This is a genomic window from Methylobacterium platani (assembly GCF_001653715.1).
Taxonomy (GTDB): Bacteria; Pseudomonadota; Alphaproteobacteria; order Rhizobiales; family Beijerinckiaceae; genus Methylobacterium; species Methylobacterium platani.
This window is the reverse complement of sequence record NZ_LWHQ01000017.1, coordinates 170,557-186,481: the sequence shown is the minus strand read 5'-3', so window position 1 is coordinate 186,481 and position 15,925 is coordinate 170,557. Positions and strand designations below refer to the sequence as shown.

14 protein-coding genes and 1 pseudogene are annotated in these 15,925 nt (G+C 71.4%); 14 read left to right on the top strand and 1 reads right to left on the bottom strand.

The window, feature by feature from the left end; all coding sequences use genetic code 11:
* Nucleotides 1–132: 132 nt before the first annotated feature.
* Nucleotides 133–2,523, bottom strand: a complete 2,391-nt coding sequence (locus A5481_RS10615) for an oxidoreductase (protein ID WP_048432863.1) — start codon at nt 2,521–2,523, stop codon at nt 133–135.
* Nucleotides 2,524–2,918: 395 nt separating this feature from the next.
* Here A5481_RS10615 and A5481_RS10610 point away from each other — a divergent pair, with 395 nt between their 5' ends.
* The 14 genes and pseudogenes from A5481_RS10610 to A5481_RS10550 all read left to right on the top strand — a co-directional run bounded on the left by A5481_RS10610 (nt 2,919) and on the right by A5481_RS10550 (nt 15,698).
* The gene (locus tag A5481_RS10610) at nt 2,919–4,115 is read left to right on the top strand and encodes an ABC transporter substrate-binding protein (RefSeq protein WP_048432862.1); all 1,197 of its coding nucleotides are present in this window, start codon (nt 2,919–2,921) and stop codon (nt 4,113–4,115) included.
* Nucleotides 4,116–4,140: 25 nt separating this feature from the next.
* Nucleotides 4,141–5,064, top strand: a complete 924-nt coding sequence (locus A5481_RS10605) for a branched-chain amino acid ABC transporter permease (protein WP_048432861.1) — start codon at nt 4,141–4,143, stop codon at nt 5,062–5,064.
* Nucleotides 5,061–6,050, top strand: coding sequence for a branched-chain amino acid ABC transporter permease (locus tag A5481_RS10600; RefSeq protein ID WP_048432860.1), 990 nt, complete (start codon nt 5,061–5,063; stop codon nt 6,048–6,050). The genes A5481_RS10605 and A5481_RS10600 overlap by 4 nt, the downstream gene beginning before the upstream one ends.
* A complete protein-coding gene (locus tag A5481_RS10595; protein WP_048432859.1) occupies nt 6,047–6,799 on the top strand; it encodes an ABC transporter ATP-binding protein in 753 nt (250 codons plus the stop codon). Before A5481_RS10600 ends, A5481_RS10595 begins: the two co-directional genes overlap by 4 nt.
* A complete protein-coding gene (locus A5481_RS10590) occupies nt 6,799–7,494 on the top strand; it encodes an ABC transporter ATP-binding protein (RefSeq protein WP_048432858.1) in 696 nt (231 codons plus the stop codon). The genes A5481_RS10595 and A5481_RS10590 overlap by 1 nt, the downstream gene beginning before the upstream one ends.
* Before the next feature lie 24 nt (nt 7,495–7,518).
* Nucleotides 7,519–7,977, top strand: coding sequence for a cupin domain-containing protein (locus A5481_RS10585; RefSeq protein WP_048432857.1), 459 nt, complete (start codon nt 7,519–7,521; stop codon nt 7,975–7,977).
* Between the two features lie 4 nt (nt 7,978–7,981).
* Nucleotides 7,982–9,238, top strand: coding sequence for a flavin-dependent oxidoreductase (locus A5481_RS10580; protein ID WP_048432856.1), 1,257 nt, complete (start codon nt 7,982–7,984; stop codon nt 9,236–9,238).
* Nucleotides 9,239–9,406: 168 nt separating this feature from the next.
* Nucleotides 9,407–10,168: an SDR family NAD(P)-dependent oxidoreductase gene (locus tag A5481_RS10575; protein ID WP_048431721.1), complete on the top strand. Its 762-nt coding sequence runs from the start codon at nt 9,407–9,409 to the stop codon at nt 10,166–10,168.
* A pseudogene (locus A5481_RS34620) lies at nt 10,099–10,464 on the top strand (MarR family winged helix-turn-helix transcriptional regulator); the annotation flags it as partial. The gene A5481_RS10575 and the pseudogene A5481_RS34620, both read left to right, overlap by 70 nt.
* 207 nt (nt 10,465–10,671) lie before the next feature.
* Nucleotides 10,672–11,505, top strand: coding sequence for an enoyl-CoA hydratase family protein (locus A5481_RS34615; protein ID WP_048431727.1), 834 nt, complete (start codon nt 10,672–10,674; stop codon nt 11,503–11,505).
* A gap of 4 nt (nt 11,506–11,509) precedes the next feature.
* Nucleotides 11,510–12,655, top strand: a complete 1,146-nt coding sequence (locus A5481_RS10565; RefSeq protein WP_048431720.1) for an acyl-CoA dehydrogenase family protein — start codon at nt 11,510–11,512, stop codon at nt 12,653–12,655.
* Nucleotides 12,656–12,709: 54 nt separating this feature from the next.
* Entirely contained in the window at nt 12,710–14,401 is a 1,692-nt protein-coding gene (locus A5481_RS10560) for an AMP-binding protein (protein WP_082172899.1), read from the top strand.
* On the top strand, nt 14,398–14,841 hold the full coding sequence (locus tag A5481_RS10555) for a RidA family protein (RefSeq protein WP_048431719.1): 444 nt from the start codon (nt 14,398–14,400) through the stop codon (nt 14,839–14,841). The genes A5481_RS10560 and A5481_RS10555 overlap by 4 nt, the downstream gene beginning before the upstream one ends.
* Complete coding sequence (locus A5481_RS10550; RefSeq protein WP_245238541.1) at nt 14,841–15,698, top strand: alpha/beta hydrolase; 858 nt, start codon at nt 14,841–14,843, stop codon at nt 15,696–15,698. Before A5481_RS10555 ends, A5481_RS10550 begins: the two co-directional genes overlap by 1 nt.
* Nucleotides 15,699–15,925 lie beyond the last annotated feature (227 nt).

Sequence of the window (15,925 nt, the reverse complement as noted above, 5' to 3'; positions counted from 1 at the left end):
CGGGCATCCCTCTCTCCGCGCGAGAAGTCGGGCTTGCCCGACTTCATCCCTCACTTGCAGATCCCGGGCAAGCCCGGGATCTGTCGGGGAGAGGGAAGGACCCGCGCCCCTCCGGACCGAGGGCGCGCCAACCTACTCGGCCGCCTGCTTTCCCGACTCCTGCCCCATCCCCTGCCCCGGCTGGTGCGGCCGCGGCCGGGCCTTGCGCCGGAGCGCGATCTCCTGCTCGCGCGCCTTCGGCAGCTCGCGATGGGCCTGGTCGCGGCCGGGCAGGTAGGGCTTCGGCCACGCCTGCGTGCGGGCGTCGTACCAGGCCGAGGCCTGGCGGCAGAAATTCGGGTTCCACAGGTGCGGCCGGCCGAGCGCCACGATGTCGGCCCGGCGGGTATGCAGGATGGTGTTGACCTGGCCCGCCTCGGTGATCGCGCCCACCGCCATCACGGCCATCGGCGCCTGGTTGCGGGCGCGATTGCGGATCGCGTCGGCGAACTGGACCTGGAACATCCGGCCGTAGACCGGCTGCTGGTCGGCGACGGTCTGGCCGGCCGACACGTCGACGAGGTCGCATCCCGCCTCGTGCAGGGCCTGCGCCACCGCCACCGTGTCGGCCTCGCTCATGCCGCCCTCGGCCCAGTCGGTGGCGGAGATCCGCACCGACATCGGGCGCTCGGCCGGCCAGGCCGCCCGCATCGCCGCGAAGACCTCGAGGGGAAAGCGCAGGCGGTTCTCGATCGACCCGCCATAGGCGTCGGTGCGGGTGTTGGTCAGCGGCGAGAGGAACGAGGCCATCAGGTAGCCGTGGGCGCAGTGCAGCTCGAGCATGTCGAAGCCTGCCCGCGCCGCCCGCCCGGTCGCCTGCACGAAGTCGTCGCGCACCCGGTCCATCCCGGCCCGGTCGAGTTCTTGCGGCACCTGGCTCACCCCGTCGAGGTAAGGGAGGGCCGAGGCCGAGACGATCGGCCAGTTGCCGGCGGGCAGCGGCCGGTCCATCCGCTCCCAGCCGACCTGCGTCGAGCCTTTCCGGCCGGCATGGCCCAGCTGCATCACGATTCTGGTCTCGGTGTGGGCGTGGACGAAATCGACGATGCGGGCCCATTGGGCCTCGTGCGCGTCGGTCCAGAGCCCCGGGCAGCCGGGGGTGATGCGGGCCTCACGCGACGGGCAGGTCATCTCGGTGAAGAGCAGGCCGGGGCCGCCGAGCGCGTGCGAGGTGTAGTGGACGAAGTGCCAGTCGGTGAGGTTGCCGCCCTCGTCGGCCGAGTACTGCGCCATCGGTGCCATCGCGACCCGGTTCGGGATCCGCATCCCGCGTAAAGTGAGGCCCGTGAACATCGGCGTCGGCCGGCTCTCCCGGTAATCCTCGCCGGTCCCGGCGTGGAGCCGGGCGTAGAACGCATCGTCGACCGCCGCCACGTAGGCGGGATCGCGCACCACCAGGTTGTCGTAGGTGACGGACTTCGCCCGGCACATCACCACCATGGAGAACTGCTCCGCATCCATGTCCCAGGAGCGGTTCATGTGCTCGAACCAGGCGAGCGACACGTCGGCATTGTGCTGCACGACCTGGCAGGGGGTGCGCCGCGCCCGGTCGTAGGCCGCGAACGCCGCCTGGACGTCCTCCTCCGCATGCGCCACCAGCGCGTCCGAGAGCGCGATGGCGCATTCCATCGCGAGCTTGGTGCCCGAGCCGATCGAGAAATGCGCCGAGGCCTTGGCGTCGCCGAGCAGCACGATGTTGTCGTGCGACCAGGCGCGGCAGAAGATCCGCGGGAAGCGGCGCCAGGTCGAGCGGTTGAGGAGCAGGCCGTGGCCCTGCAATTCCTCGGCGTAGATGTCTTCCAGGATCCGGCGCGAGCCCTCCTCGTCGGCCTCGGTGAAGCCGTGGCCCTGCCAGCAGGCCTCGTCCATCTCGAACACCCAGGTCGAGCGGCCGGGCTCGTACTGGTAGGTATGGGCGCAGACGATGCCGTGCGGCGTCTCGCGGAAGAAGTAGTTGAACTCGTCCATCGGCCGGGTCGAGCCCATCCAGCAGAACCGGTTGGACTTGATCTCGACCTCGGGGAGGAACGCCTCGCGGAAGTGCTCGCGGATGCGCGAGTTGATGCCGTCGCAGGCGACGATCACGTCGGAATCGGGGAAGCGCTCCTTGAGCCGGTCGGGCGGGACGCTCTCGCCGAAATGGAGGTCCACGCCCTCCTCGCGGCAGCGCTCCTGCAGGATCCGGAGCAGGCGCATCCGGCTGACCCCGGCAAAGCCGTTGCCGCCGCAAGCCATCACCCGGCCCTCCTTGTGGATCGCGACGTCGTCCCAGTACGAGAAGGCGTCCTGGATGCGCGCGAAGGAACGCGGATCGCGCGACAGGAACTCGTGCAGGGTCTCGTCGGAGAACACCACGCCGAAGCCGAACGTGTCGTCGGCCCGGTTCTGCTCGTAGACCTCGACCTGCCAGTCGGGCCGGCGCTTCTTGGTCAGGAGCGCGCAGTAGAGGCCGCCGGGTCCGCCGCCGATCACCGTGACGCGCATGGGGGATCCTCCTGAGGGCGGGTTCGCCGACGCAGAAAGTTTATACTTGAAATATTCTGGCGCAAGGGGGCCAAGGGGGCATGGGGCGGATCGTCGCCGGATGCCGACCGTCCGTACCGGCCCGCGCGAGGGACCGGTCCGATTGCTGCGATGCAGCGACGAAAACGGCTTGTTTATCAGCAATCTGCTCGCTGCATTGCACAAGGATGCGGCAGGGCGGAAAAATCATCAGGAGCGGTTGCCAGACGATATTTCATGCGTAAAGTATTCCGGGTGGGCCGGGGACGGGATCCGACGAAAGAAGCGCCGCTCTCGCCTCCCGCGCCGACTCGACTTCGGCCGCGGCGCACCGGACAAGTGCCGACGATGCTCTCGACACGAAGGGGACACACGGGATGAAGTCGATCCGGAACGCCAGCTTCCTCGCGACCGCGCTGTTGGGCGCCACGCTGCTGGCCGGTCCCGCCGCCGCGCAAGGCCAAGGGGAAGGATCGGGGAAGGTCCGGGTCGGGCTGATGTTCACCCTGTCGGGCCCCTCGGCCGTGCTCGGCGAGCAGGGCCGGGACGGCTTCCTGCTGGCCCTCGACACGCTCGGCAAGAAGCTCGGCGGGCTCGACGCCGAGGTCGTCACGGTCGACGACGAGCTCAAGCCGGATGTGGCCACCAACAAGGCGCGGGAGCTGGTGAAGCGCGACCGGGTCGAGTTCGTGGTCGGGCCGACCTTCTCCAACGTGCTGCGCGCGGTGGTGCGCCCGGTGACCGATGGCGGCGCCTTCCTGATCTCGCCCAATGCCGGCACGTCGAACTATGCCGGGGCGGAGTGCAACCCGAACCTGTTCGTCTCCTCCTACCAGAACGATCAGGTGCACGAGGTGCTGGGCAAGTACGCCCAGAACAAGGGCTACAAGCGCCTCGTCCTGCTGGCACCGAACTACCAGGCCGGCAAGGACTCGCTCGCCGGGTTCAAGCATTCCTACAAGGGCGAGGTGGTGAACGAGATGTTCACGCCGCTCGGCCAGCTCGACTTCTCGGCCGAGCTCGCCCAGATCTCGGCGGCCCAGCCCGACGCGGTGTTCGCCTTCATGCCCGGCGGCATGGGCGTCAACCTGGTGCGCCAGTACCGGCAGGCGGGGCTGAGCACGATCCCGTTCCTCTCCGCCTTCACGGTCGACGAGAGCACCCTGCCGGCCCAGAAGGACGCGGCGGTGGGGTATTACGGCGGCGCCAACTGGGCTCCGGACCTCGACAATCCGCAATCCAAGGCCTTCGTGGCGGCGTACGAGAAGAAGTACGGCAGCGTGCCGGGCACCTACGCCATGCAGGCCTACGACGCCGCCCTGATGATCGACGCCGCGGTCAAGCGCGCCAAGGGCGACCTGAAGGACAAGGACGCGATCCGCGCCGGCCTCAAGGCCGCCGAGTTCCAGTCCCTGCGCGGCCCCTTCAAGATCGGCAACAACCACTACCCGATCCAGGATTTCTACCTCGTCAAGGCGGCCAAGCGCCCGGACGGCAAGTACGAGACCCAGGTCGCCGAGAAGATCTTTTCGAATTATCAGGACAACTACGCCGCCGAGTGCAAGATGAAGTGATCGTCCGACGAAGGATGCCGGGCCGATGCTCAACCTGTTCCTGATCCAGGCGCTGAACGGCGTCCAGCTCGGCATCCTGCTGTTCCTGGTGGCAGCCGGGCTGACGCTGATCTTCGGGGTGATGGACCTCATCAACCTCGCCCACGGCGCGCTCTACATGATCGGCGCCTACCTCGCAGCCACCTTCACCGCCGCCACCGGCAGCTTCGGCCTCGGGCTGCTGCTGGCGCTGCCGGCGACGCTCGCCTTCGGGCTCGCCCTGGAATTCCTGGTGGTGCGCCACCTCTACGGGCGCGACCATCTCGACCAGGTGCTCGCCACTTTCGGGCTGATCCTGATCCTCAACGAGGGCGTGCGCATCGTCTGGGGTGCTGCCCCGATGAGCGTGCCGGTGCCGGACGCCCTGTCGGGCTCGGTCCGCCTCGTCGGCACCCTGCACTACCCGCTCTACCGGGTCGCGATCATCGTCGCCGGCCTCGCCACGGCCTTGGGCCTGCACCTCCTCGTCAACCACACCCGGCTCGGGATGCGGCTGCGGGCCGGCGCCAGCAACGGCCCGATGGTGGCGGCGCTCGGGGTCGACATCCGCCGGCTGTTCCTGGTGGTGTTCGGCCTCGGCGCGATGCTGGCGGGATTCGCCGGCGCGATGGTGGCGCCGATCCTGTCGGTCGATCCCGGCATGGGCGATTCGGTGCTGATCCTGACCTTCGTGGTCATCGTCATCGGCGGCGTCGGCTCGGTGCGGGGCGCCTTCGTGGCCGGGCTCCTCGTCGGCCTCGCCGACCAGCTCGGGCGCACCTTCGGGCCGATCCTGCTGCGCAGCGTGATGGATGCTTCTTCCGCCTCGCAGACCGGGCGGACGCTCGCCCCGATGCTGATCTACATCCTGATGGCGGCGATCCTGTTCTTCCGGCCCTCCGGCCTGTTCCCGGCGCGGGGGTCCCGATGAACACCCTGGTCGCCCGCGTAGCCGCCGAACCGCCCCGGCGCCGGGCCGCCATACCCGGCACGATGCTGGCCGGGCTGGCGCTCGCCGCGCTCGCCGCCCTGCCGGTCGCGGCGGAGGCCGCCGGCCTGCCCTTCCTGGTCGTCACCGCGACCCGGATGATGATCTTCGGGCTCGCCGCCCTCTCCCTTGACCTCGTGCTCGGCTACGGCGCGATGGTGTCGTTCGGCCACGCCGCCTTCATCGGGCTCGGGGCCTACGCGGTCGGCATCCTCGACGCCCATGGGATCCGCGACCTCGCGGTGCAGGCGCCGGTGGCGGCCGTGACTTGCGCGCTCTTCGCCCTCGTCACCGGGGCGATCAGCCTCCGCACCCGCGGCGTCTACTTCATCATGATCACGCTGGCCTTCGGGCAGATGGCGTATTTCTTCATGGTCTCGCTCGCGGCTTACGGCGGCGACGACGGCTTGCCGCTGTCCGGCCGCTCGACCCTGTTCGGGATGCGGCTGATCGAGGGCGATCCCGCCCTGTTCTACCTGGTGCTGGCCGTGCTGGCGGTGGCGCTGCTGGTGCTCCGCCGCGTCGTCGCCTCGCGCTTCGGCCGGGTGCTGCGCGGCAGCCGGGACAACGCGGTGCGGATGCAGGCGATCGGCTTCTCCCCCCTGCCCTACCGGCTCACCGCCTACGTCGTCGCCGGGGCGATCGCCGGCCTCGCCGGGGTGCTGCTCGCCAACCAGGCCGAGTTCGTCTCGCCGGCCTACATGAGCTGGCAGCGCTCAGGCGAATTGATCGTCATGGTGGTGCTCGGCGGCATGGGCACGCTGGTCGGGCCGGTGGCCGGCGCCGCGGCGCTGATCGCGCTCGAAGAGGTGCTGGCGCACTATTCCGACCATTGGCGCCTCGGCCTCGGGCTGATGCTGGTGGCCGTCGTGCTCCTCTCCCGCGGCGGCCTCGCGGGGCTGGCGGCGAAGATCGGGAGGCGCGCGTGACGCCCCTCCTCTCCGTCCGGTCCTTACGCAAGTCCTACGGCGCCCTGAAGGTCACCGACGACGTCAGCCTCGACGTGGCGGCGGGCGAGCTGCACGCGATCATCGGCCCGAACGGCGCCGGCAAGACGACGCTGATCCACCAGCTCTCGGGCAGCCTGCCGAGCGATTCCGGCACGGTGCACCTCGCGGGCGAGGACATCACCGCCCTGCCGATGGTGGCGCGGGTGCGCCGGGGCCTCGCCCGCTCGTTCCAGATCACCTCGATCCTCGACGGGTTCTCAGTGCTGGAGAACGTGGCGCTCGCGGTCCAGGCCCGCTCCGGCTCGAGCTTCCGGTTCTTCCGCCCTGCCGCGAGCGAGCGGGCGCTCAACGACGAGGCGATGATCGCGCTGTCCCGCGTCGGCCTCGCCGACCGGGCCTCGCGGCGGGCCGGCAGCCTGTCGCACGGCGAGAAGCGCCAGCTCGAACTGGCGGTGGCGCTCGCGACGAAGGCCCGCCTGCTCCTCCTCGACGAGCCGCTCGCCGGCACCGGCCCGGAGGAATCGGCGATCCTGGTCGGGCTGATGCGCGAATTGAAATCCACCCACACGATCGTGCTGATCGAGCACGACATGGAGGCGGTGTTCGCGCTCGCCGACCGGATGAGCGTGCTGGTCTACGGGCGCGTCATCGCCAGCGGCGCGCCGTCCGCGGTCCGCTCCGATCCGGCGGTGCGCGCCGCCTATCTCGGCGAGGAGGAGGCGGCCTGATGCTCAGCGTCGAGGGCCTGGAGAGCGCCTACGGCGATTCCCGCATCCTGTTCGGGATCGACCTCGCCGTCGCCAGGGGCGAGGTGGTGACGCTGCTCGGCCGCAACGGCATGGGCAAGACCACCACCGTCAAGTCGATCTTCGGCCTCCTGAAGCCCCGGGCCGGCCGGATCCTGATCGACGGCGAGGACATGGCCGGGCGCCCGTCCCACCTCGTCGCGAGACGCGGCCTCGGGCTGGTGCCGGAGGGGCGCCAGGTCTTCCCGACCCTCTCGGTCGAGGAGAACCTCGTCGCGACGCATCGCGGCGGGCGCGGCGCCAAGTGGAATCTGGAGGCCGTCTACCGCCTGTTCCCGCGCCTGAAGGAGCGGCGGCGCAACGGCGGCGACCAGCTCTCGGGCGGCGAGCAGCAGATGCTGGCGATCGGACGCGCCTTGATGACCAACCCGCGCCTCGTCGTCCTCGACGAGGCGACCGAGGGGCTGGCGCCGCTGATCCGCGAGGAGATCTGGGCCTGCCTGCGGGCGATCAAGGACGAGGGCGAGGCGATCCTGGTGATCGACAAGAACGTCGATGCGCTCGCCCGCTTCGCCGACCGCCACGTGGTGATCGAGAAGGGCCGCGTGGTCTGGACCGGCACCTCCGCGGCTCTCCGCGAGGCGCCGGAGGTGAAGGACCGGTTCCTTCATGTGTGAAACATCTGTCGAAGGAGTGACCGCATGACCCCCATGACCGCAGGCATCACCCGGGCCGGTGACGGCATCGAGGGCGTCCGCTGGAACATCCTCGGGCAGATCTACGTGCCCAAGCAGCATTCCGAGAGCTCGCTGTCCTGGCATGCCACCTTCCCGCCGGGCACCTTCGTGCCGCCGCACATCCACCCGACGCAGGACGAGTTCCTGTACATCCTGCAAGGGCGCCTCACCGCGGTTCTCGACGGGCAGGAGAGCGTGGCCGAGCCGGGCGACACGGTGCGGCTGCCGCGGGGCCAGCCGCACGGGCTGTTCAACCGCTCGGATGCCGACGTGAAATGCGTCTTCTGGGTCTCGCCGGCGCGCCGCCTCTACGACCTGTTCTGGGCCCTGCACAATCTCGGGCCGCAGGCCAATCCCGCCGACGTGGTGGCGATCTCGGCCAAGCACGAGGTCGACTTCCTGCCGCCCCCGGATGCGGAGTAGACGTATGCGCGTCATCATCGTCGGCGCCGGGATCGGCGGGCTCGCCACCGCCCTGATGCTCCACCGGCGCGGCATCCGCGCCACGATCGTCGAGCAGGCCTCGGAGGTCCGCGAGGTCGGCGTCGGCATCAACACCCTGCCGCACGCGATCCGCGAGCTCGCCGAGCTCGACCTGCTGCCGGCCCTCGACCGGGTGGCGATCCGCACCAAGGAACTCGCCTACTACAACCGCCAGGGCCAGGAGGTCTGGCGCGAGCCGCGCGGGATCGATGCCGGCCACCCGGTGCCGCAATTCTCGATCCATCGCGGGCGGTTGCAGGCGGTTCTGTACGAGGCGGTGCGCGAGCGGCTGGGACCGGACGCGGTCAAGACCGGCCTCGCGCTCTCCGGCTTCCTCCAGGACGAGGGCGGGGTCACCGCCCACTTCACCGACGCGCTCCGGGGCGATGCCGGCCGCACGCTGCGGGGCGACGTGCTGGTGGCCTGCGACGGCATCCACTCGGTGGTGCGCAAGAAATTCTTCCCCGACGAGGGCCCGCCGCGCTGGGACGGGGTGCTGATGTGGCGCGGCGCCACCGAGTGGGCACCTTGGGGCGACGGCCGCACCATGGCGATCGGCGGCGGCATGGGCGCCAAATGCGTGCTCTACCCGATCGCCGAGGCCGAGGGCGGCCGCCAGCTGATGAACTGGGTGGTGTTCGTGAAGATGGCGGACGGCACGATCTCGCCGCCGCCGAAGGAGAGCTGGTCGCGCCCCGCCCACCGCTCGCAGGTCCTGCCCTACGCCCGTCGCTTCGCCCTGCCGGATTTCGACCTCGCGGCGCTGGTCGAGGCGACGCCGCAGATCTTCGAGTACCCGATGTGCGACCGCGATCCGCTGCCGCGCTGGACCCACGGCCGGGTGACGCTGCTCGGCGACGCCGCCCACCCGATGTACCCGGTCGGCTCGAACGGCGCCTCGCAGGCGATCCTCGATGCAAGGGCGCTCGGCGACGCGCTCGCCCGGTCCGAGCACCCGATGCAGGCGCTCCACGCCTACGAGGCCGAGCGCCGGCCGAAGACCGCCGAGATCGTGATGCTCAACCGCAAGGGCGGGCCGGAGCGGGTGATCGACGAGGTCGAGAAGCGGGCACCCGCGGGGTTCTCCCGGATCGAGGACGTGCTGAGCCACGCCGAGCGCCAGGCGATCGTCGGGGGTTACGCCGGCAAGGCCGGATTTGCCGTGGCCGGGAACGTGAGCCCGCTCAGGGTGGCGGTGTAGCTCCTTCCCCTCCCCCCTGTGGGGAAGGGTCAGGGGTGGGGGTGGTGCAGGAGGCACCGCTGAGCCTTATCCGGCACCACCCCCACCCCTAGCCCCTCCCCACAAGGGGGAGGGGAAAGTGCTCTACGAAAACGACCCGCGCCCAATTCCTTTAAGGTTGAAATATCCATGATCCACCTCTCTCCCCGCCACATCCTGGTCACCGGCGCCGCCCGCGGCATCGGGCGGGCGATCGCGGCCGGGTTCGTGGCGGCGGGGGAGCGGGTGACGGTGCTCGGCCGCACGCCTTCGAGCGCCGCGCGGGCGCGTGACCAACTCGGCGCGGCCCACGCCGTGGCGGCCGACGTCACCGACGCGACCGCCCTTGAGCGTGCCCTGACGCAAGCCGCCGATGAGGCCGGCCCGGTCGCGGTGCTGGTCAACAATGCCGGCGGGGCCGAGACCGCGCCGCTCGCCCGCAGCGACGTCGACACCCTGCGGCGGATGATGGCGCTCAACCTCGAGCCGGTGCTGGTCGCGGCCCGCGCGGTGGTGCCGGGCATGAAGGCGAGCGGCGGGGGACGGATCGTCTCGGTCGCCTCCACCGCCGGGCTGAAGGGCTACGGCTACGTGAGCGCCTACTGCGCCGCCAAGCACGCGGTGGTGGGCCTCACCCGGGCGCTGGCCCTGGAACTGGCCGCCACCGGCATCACCGTCAACGCGGTCTGCCCCGGCTTCACCGATACCGACCTCGTCGGCAGCGCCATCGACGGGCTGGAGGCGAAGACCGGCCGCCAGCGCGACGACCTCCTGACCGAGTTCACCCGCCACAACCCGATGGGCCGCCTGATCCGCCCCGAGGAGGTGGCGGACGCGGTGATGTGGCTCGCGGGGCCGGGCGCGGGCGCCGTGACCGGCCAGGCGATCGCGGTGGCAGGAGGCGAGCTGTGAACGCACCGGTCGAGATTCCCTCGGAGCTTCCGACGCACCGCACCGAGGTGCGGCTGTGGCTGCGCCTGCTCACCACCGCCAACACCATCGAGGCGGAGATCCGCCGCCGCCTGCGCGACCGGTTCAACACCACGCTGCCCCGCTTCGACCTGATGGCGCAGCTCGAGCGCGCCCCCGACGGCATCCAGCTCGGGGAATTGTCGCGCCGGATGATGGTCTCGAACGGCAACGTCACCGGCCTCGTCGAGCGGCTGGCGCAGGAAGAGCTGATCGACCGCCAGGTCTCGGAGGCCGACCGCCGGGCGGTGCAGGTGCGCCTGACCCGCCAGGGCCGCGCGGTCTTCGCCGAGATGGCCCGGGCGCACGCCGACTGGATCGCCGAACTCGTCGGCGCCCTCGATCCCGCCGCGCAGGAAGCCCTGTCCACCCAGCTCTCCGCCCTGAAGGCCTCGGTGCGGCCGGGCGGCACGCCTAAGCCGAAACCAAAACGCCAGGGAGGCACCATGAGGCGCCAGAACGCCATCGCGGCCCCGCTCGCGGGCTTCACGCCGCAGCATTTCGGCTTCGCGATCCAGGACGGCATCGCGACCGTGACGCTGAACCGGCCGGAGAAGAAGAATCCGCTGACCTTCGAGAGCTACGCGGAGCTGCGCGACACCTTCCGGGCCCTGCGCTTCGAGGAGAGCGTGACCGCGGTGGTGGTCACGGGGGCCGGCGGCAACTTCTCGAGCGGCGGCGACGTGTTCGAGATCATCGAGCCGCTGACCACGATGGGGGCGGCCGACCTGCACGCCTTCACGACGATGACCGGCGATCTCGTCAAGGAGATGCGGGCCTGCCCGCAGCCGGTCGTGGCGGCGGTCGAGGGCGTCTGCGCGGGAGCGGGCGCGATCATCGCCATGGCCTCCGACCTGCGGGTGGCGGGGGCCGGCGCCAAGGTGGCGTTCCTGTTCAACCGGGTGGGGCTCGCCGGCTGCGACATGGGCGCCTGCGCGATCCTGCCCCGGATCGTCGGCCAGGGCCGGGCCTCCGAGCTTCTCTATACCGGCCGCTTCATGAGCGCCGAGGAGGGCGAGCGCTGGGGCTTCTTCAACCGCCTGGTCCCGGCGGGCGACGCCCTGACCGCGGCCGGCGAGACCGCCCGCGCCCTGGTCCAGGGCCCGGCCTACGCCAACGGCCTGACCAAGCGGATGCTGCACATGGAATGGGCGATGGGGGTGGACGCCGCCATCGACGCCGAGGCGATGGCCCAGGCGCTCTGCATGAAGACCCAGGACTTCCGCCGCGCCTTCGAGGCGTTCGCGGGCAAGACCAAGCCGGTCTTCGAGGGGAACTGACCTGATGCCCGACCGCAGCTTCCTCGACTGGCCGTTCTTCGAGCTGCACCACCGCGACCTCGCTGCCGCGGCCGAAGACTGGGCCGCCCGCACGGTGCCGGCCCTCGTCGACCATCACGACGTCGACGGCTCGTGCCGGCGCCTCGTCGCGGCCCTCGGCGAGGCCGGCTTCCTGCGCTTCGCCGCCCCCGAGGACGGGCGCTTCGACGTGCGGGGCTTATGCCTCCTGCGCGAGACCTTCGCCCGCCATGACGGGCTGGCCGATTTCGCCTTCGCCATGCAGGGGCTCGGCACCGGGGCGCTGACGCTGTCCGGCACGGCGGCGCAGCGGGACGCGGTGCTGCCGGGAGTGCGTGCGGGCCGCCGCATCGCCGCCTTCGCGCTGACCGAGCCGGAGGCCGGCTCCGACGTCGCCCAGATCGCGCTCAAGGCCGAGCCGATGCCCGACGGCACGGTCCGGCTCGACGGCGAGAAGACCTGGATCTCGAACGGCGGCATCGCCGACACTTACGTGGTCTTCGCCCGCAGCGGCGAGGCGCCGGGGGCGCGCGGCCTCTCGGCCTACCTCGTGCCGGCGGAGACGCCCGGCCTGACGGTCGCGGAGCGCCTCGACACCATCGCGCCCCATCCGCTCGCCCGGCTGCGCTTCGAGGGATGCCGGGTGCCGGCGGAGAACCGCATCGGCGAGGCCGGGGCCGGGTTCAAGGTCGCGATGGCAACGCTCGACGTGTTCCGCTCGACCGTCGGCGCCGCGGCTTTGGGCTTCGCCCGCCGCGCCCTCGATGCGTCGCTCCATCGGGCACAGTCCCGCAAGCTGTTCGGGGCGCCCCTCGCCGCGATGCAGCTGACCCAGACCAGCCTCGCCGAGATGGCGACGGCGATCGATACGGCGGCGCTCCACGTCTACCGCGCCGCCTGGACCCGGGATTCCGGCGCGCCCCGCATCACCCGCGAGGCCGCGATGGCCAAGATGGTGGCCACGGAGGCCGCGCAAGGTGTGATCGACCGGGCGGTGCAGCTCCATGGCGGCGAGGGCGTCCGCTCCGGCTCGGTGCCGGAGACGCTCTACCGCGAGATCCGGGCGCTGCGGATCTACGAGGGCGCCACCGAGGTCCAGAAGCTCGTCATCGCCCGCCAGATTCTCGCCTGAGAGGAGTGTCCGATGGAGGCTGCCGTGCAGAACGGCCATGAACCGGGAACTCGCATGCCGGAGATCCCGGCCGTCGCACGTCCCGCCGAGGGCGGGGGCAGCCCATGGGCCCGCCGCCCCGACACCTTCGTGCGGGACAACCTGCCGCCGCCGGACCGGATGCCGGACTTCGTCAATCTCGACCGGCTCGGCTACCCCGAGCACCTGAACGCCACCGTCGAACTGGTCGACCGGCACGTCGGGCAAGGTCGCGGCGACCGGGTGGCGCTGGTCGGTCCCGACGTGACCTGGACCTACGCCGAGCTGAAGCGCCAGATCGACCGGATGGCGAACGTCCTGGTCGGCGACCTCGGCCTCGTGCCGGGCGGGCGGGTGCTGCTGCGCTCGGCCAACAACCCGACCAAGGTCGCGCTCTACCTCGCGATCATCAAGGCGGGTGGGATCGTGGTGGCGACGATGCCGCTGCTGCGGGCGCGTGAACTGACCCAGATCCTCGACAAGGCCCGCATCCCGCTGGCCCTCTGCGATGCCGGCCTGATCGACGAGATGGCGAAGGCCGCCGACGGCCGCGCCGATCCGGTGCGGGTCGTCACCTGGCGCGGCACCGCCGGGGGCGAGCTCGGGGAACTCCTCAGCCACGCCTCCGACCGGTTCGATCCGCCCGCGACCCGCGCCGACGATCCGTGCCTTCTCGGCTTCACCTCCGGCACCACCGGCCTGCCGAAGGCGACGATCCACTACCACCGCGACCTCCTGGCGATCTGCGACTGTTACGGCCGCGAGGTCCTGCGGGCGACCGAGGACGACGTGTTCATCGGCTCGCCGCCGCTCGCCTTCACCTTCGGCCTCGGCGGGCTGGTGCTGTTCCCGTTCCGGGTCGGCGCCCGGGCGGTGCTGCTCGAGAAGGCGGGGCCGACCGACCTCGCCGCCGCCATCGAGCGCCACCGCGCAACCGTGCTGTTCACCGCCCCCACCGCCTACCGGGCGATGCTGGGGTTGATCGGCCGGCACGACCTGTCGTCGCTCCGAAAGTGCGTCTCGGCCGGCGAGACCCTGCCGGCGCCGACCTGGCACGCCTGGGCGAAGGCGACCGGCCTCAAGCTGATGGACGGCATCGGCGCGACCGAGATGCTGCACATCTTCATCGCCTCGCCCGAGGACGAGATCCGCCCCGGCGCGACCGGCCGGCCGGTGCCGGGCTACGAGGCGCGGGTGATCGATGCCGCGGGCAAGCCGTGCCCGCCCGGGGTTCCCGGGCGGCTCGCGGTGCGCGGGCCGATCGGCTGCCGCTACCTCGCCGACGAGCGCCAGAGCGTCTACGTGCAGGACGGCTGGAACGTCACCGGCGACACCTACCTCCAGGACGCGGACGGCTATTTCTGGTTCCAGGCCCGCAACGACGACATGATCGTCTCGGCCGGCTACAACATCGCCGGACCCGAGGTCGAGGCGAGCCTGCTCGCCCATCCGGCCGTGGCGGAGGTCGGCGTCGTCGCGGCGCCCTGCCCCGAGCGCGGCCGCATCGTCGCGGCCTACGTGGTGCTCAACCCCGGCTTCACCGGGAGCGAGGCCCTGACCAAGGCGCTGCAGGAGCACGTCAAGACCGACCTCGCGCCCTACAAGTATCCGCGGGCGGTGCATTACGTGCCGGCCCTGCCCAAGACCGAATCCGGCAAGCTGCAGCGCTTCGCCCTGCGCCGGCAGGCCGAGGCGGACGCCGCCACCGCTCAGGGAGAGACCGCATGACCGCCAGCCCGATCCCGCTCCGCCCCGAGACCGAGAGCCCCGCCCTCTCCACCCTCCAGCCGCCGGGCTGGAGGAAGCCGAAGGGCTACGCCAACGGCATGGCCGGCCGCGGCACCGTGGTGATGACCGGCGGCCTGATCGGCTGGGACGCGGACGAGGTGCTGGCCGAGGGCTTCCTGCCCCAGGTCGAGCAGATCCTGCGCAACATCCTCGCCGTGCTGGCCGAGGCCGGCGCCGGCCCGGAGCACGTCGCCCGGCTGACCTGGTACGTGCGCAGCGTCGACACCTACCGGGCCTCGCTGCCCGAGCTCGGGCCGGTCTACCGCCGGGTGATGGGCCGCCACTTCCCCGCCATGGCGCTGGTCGGCGTCGCCGACCTCGTCGAGCCGGGCGCCCTGGTCGAGATCGAGGCGACCGCGATCGTGCCGGACGCCGCCTGATGCAGGCCGCGACGATGCAGGCGCCCACCTGGACCACCGGCGGCCCGCTCGGCGACATCGACCGCGCCTACGACAATGTCGGCGCGATCCCCGGCGCCAAGGCCTATCCGGCGCGCTGGAGCGAGGCCGCCTCGGCGTTCCGGGAGCGCCTGGCGGCTCGAGGGCGCGCCCGCCTGGGTCTGCCCTACGGGGCGGGCCCGCGCCACGCCTACGACCTGTTCCTGCCCGAGGGCGCACCTGCCGGCCTCGCGGTGTTCGTCCATGGCGGCTACTGGAAGGCGTTCGACCGCTCGGTCTGGTCCCACCTCGCCGCAGGGGCGCTCGCCCACGGCTTTGCCGTCGCGGTGCCGAGCTACACGCTCTGCCCTGAGGCGCGCATCGCCGCCATCACCGCCGAGATCGCCGCCTTCCTCGACCGCGCGAGTGCCGAGGTGGCGGGGCCGATCCACCTGTCGGGCCATTCCGCCGGCGGCCATCTCGTCACCCGGATGCTGTGCACGGACGTCGCCCTCGCCTGCGCCGGGCGGATCGCCCGCGTCGTCTCGATCAGCGGCGTCCACGACCTGCGCCCGCTCCTCGCGACGCAGATGAACCAAGTCCTGCACCTCGACGCCGACGAGGCCCGGGCCGAGAGCCCGATCCTCCACGCCCCGCGCCCGGGCGCCCGGCTGGTCGCGGTGGCCGGCGGGGACGAGCTGCCGGAATTCCGCCGCCAGAACCTCCTGCTCCCGACGATCTGGCACGGGCTCGGGGCGGAGACGGAGGCGTACGAGATCGCCGGGACGCATCATTTCAGCGTCGTCGAGGGCCTGGGCGATCCGGGCAGCGCGCTGACGCGGGCGCTGGCGGGACGCTGATCCGCGCGCGCCTGTCCCTCGCGATGAAGTCAGGGCGCGGCATCCCCTCTCCGGGCGATGCCGGGCTTGCCAGAGGATCCTTGCCCGGTATCGCTGCAAGAAGTCGGAGAGGGGTGACGCGCCTCGACCCTGCCGGGACCGATCACGCGGAAGCCCCCGGGGCTTTGCCCGCCCCCGCCGCGATGGCACAAGCGCGCGAGCGAGCTTGCGGCCCGGCCGCGCGGGGA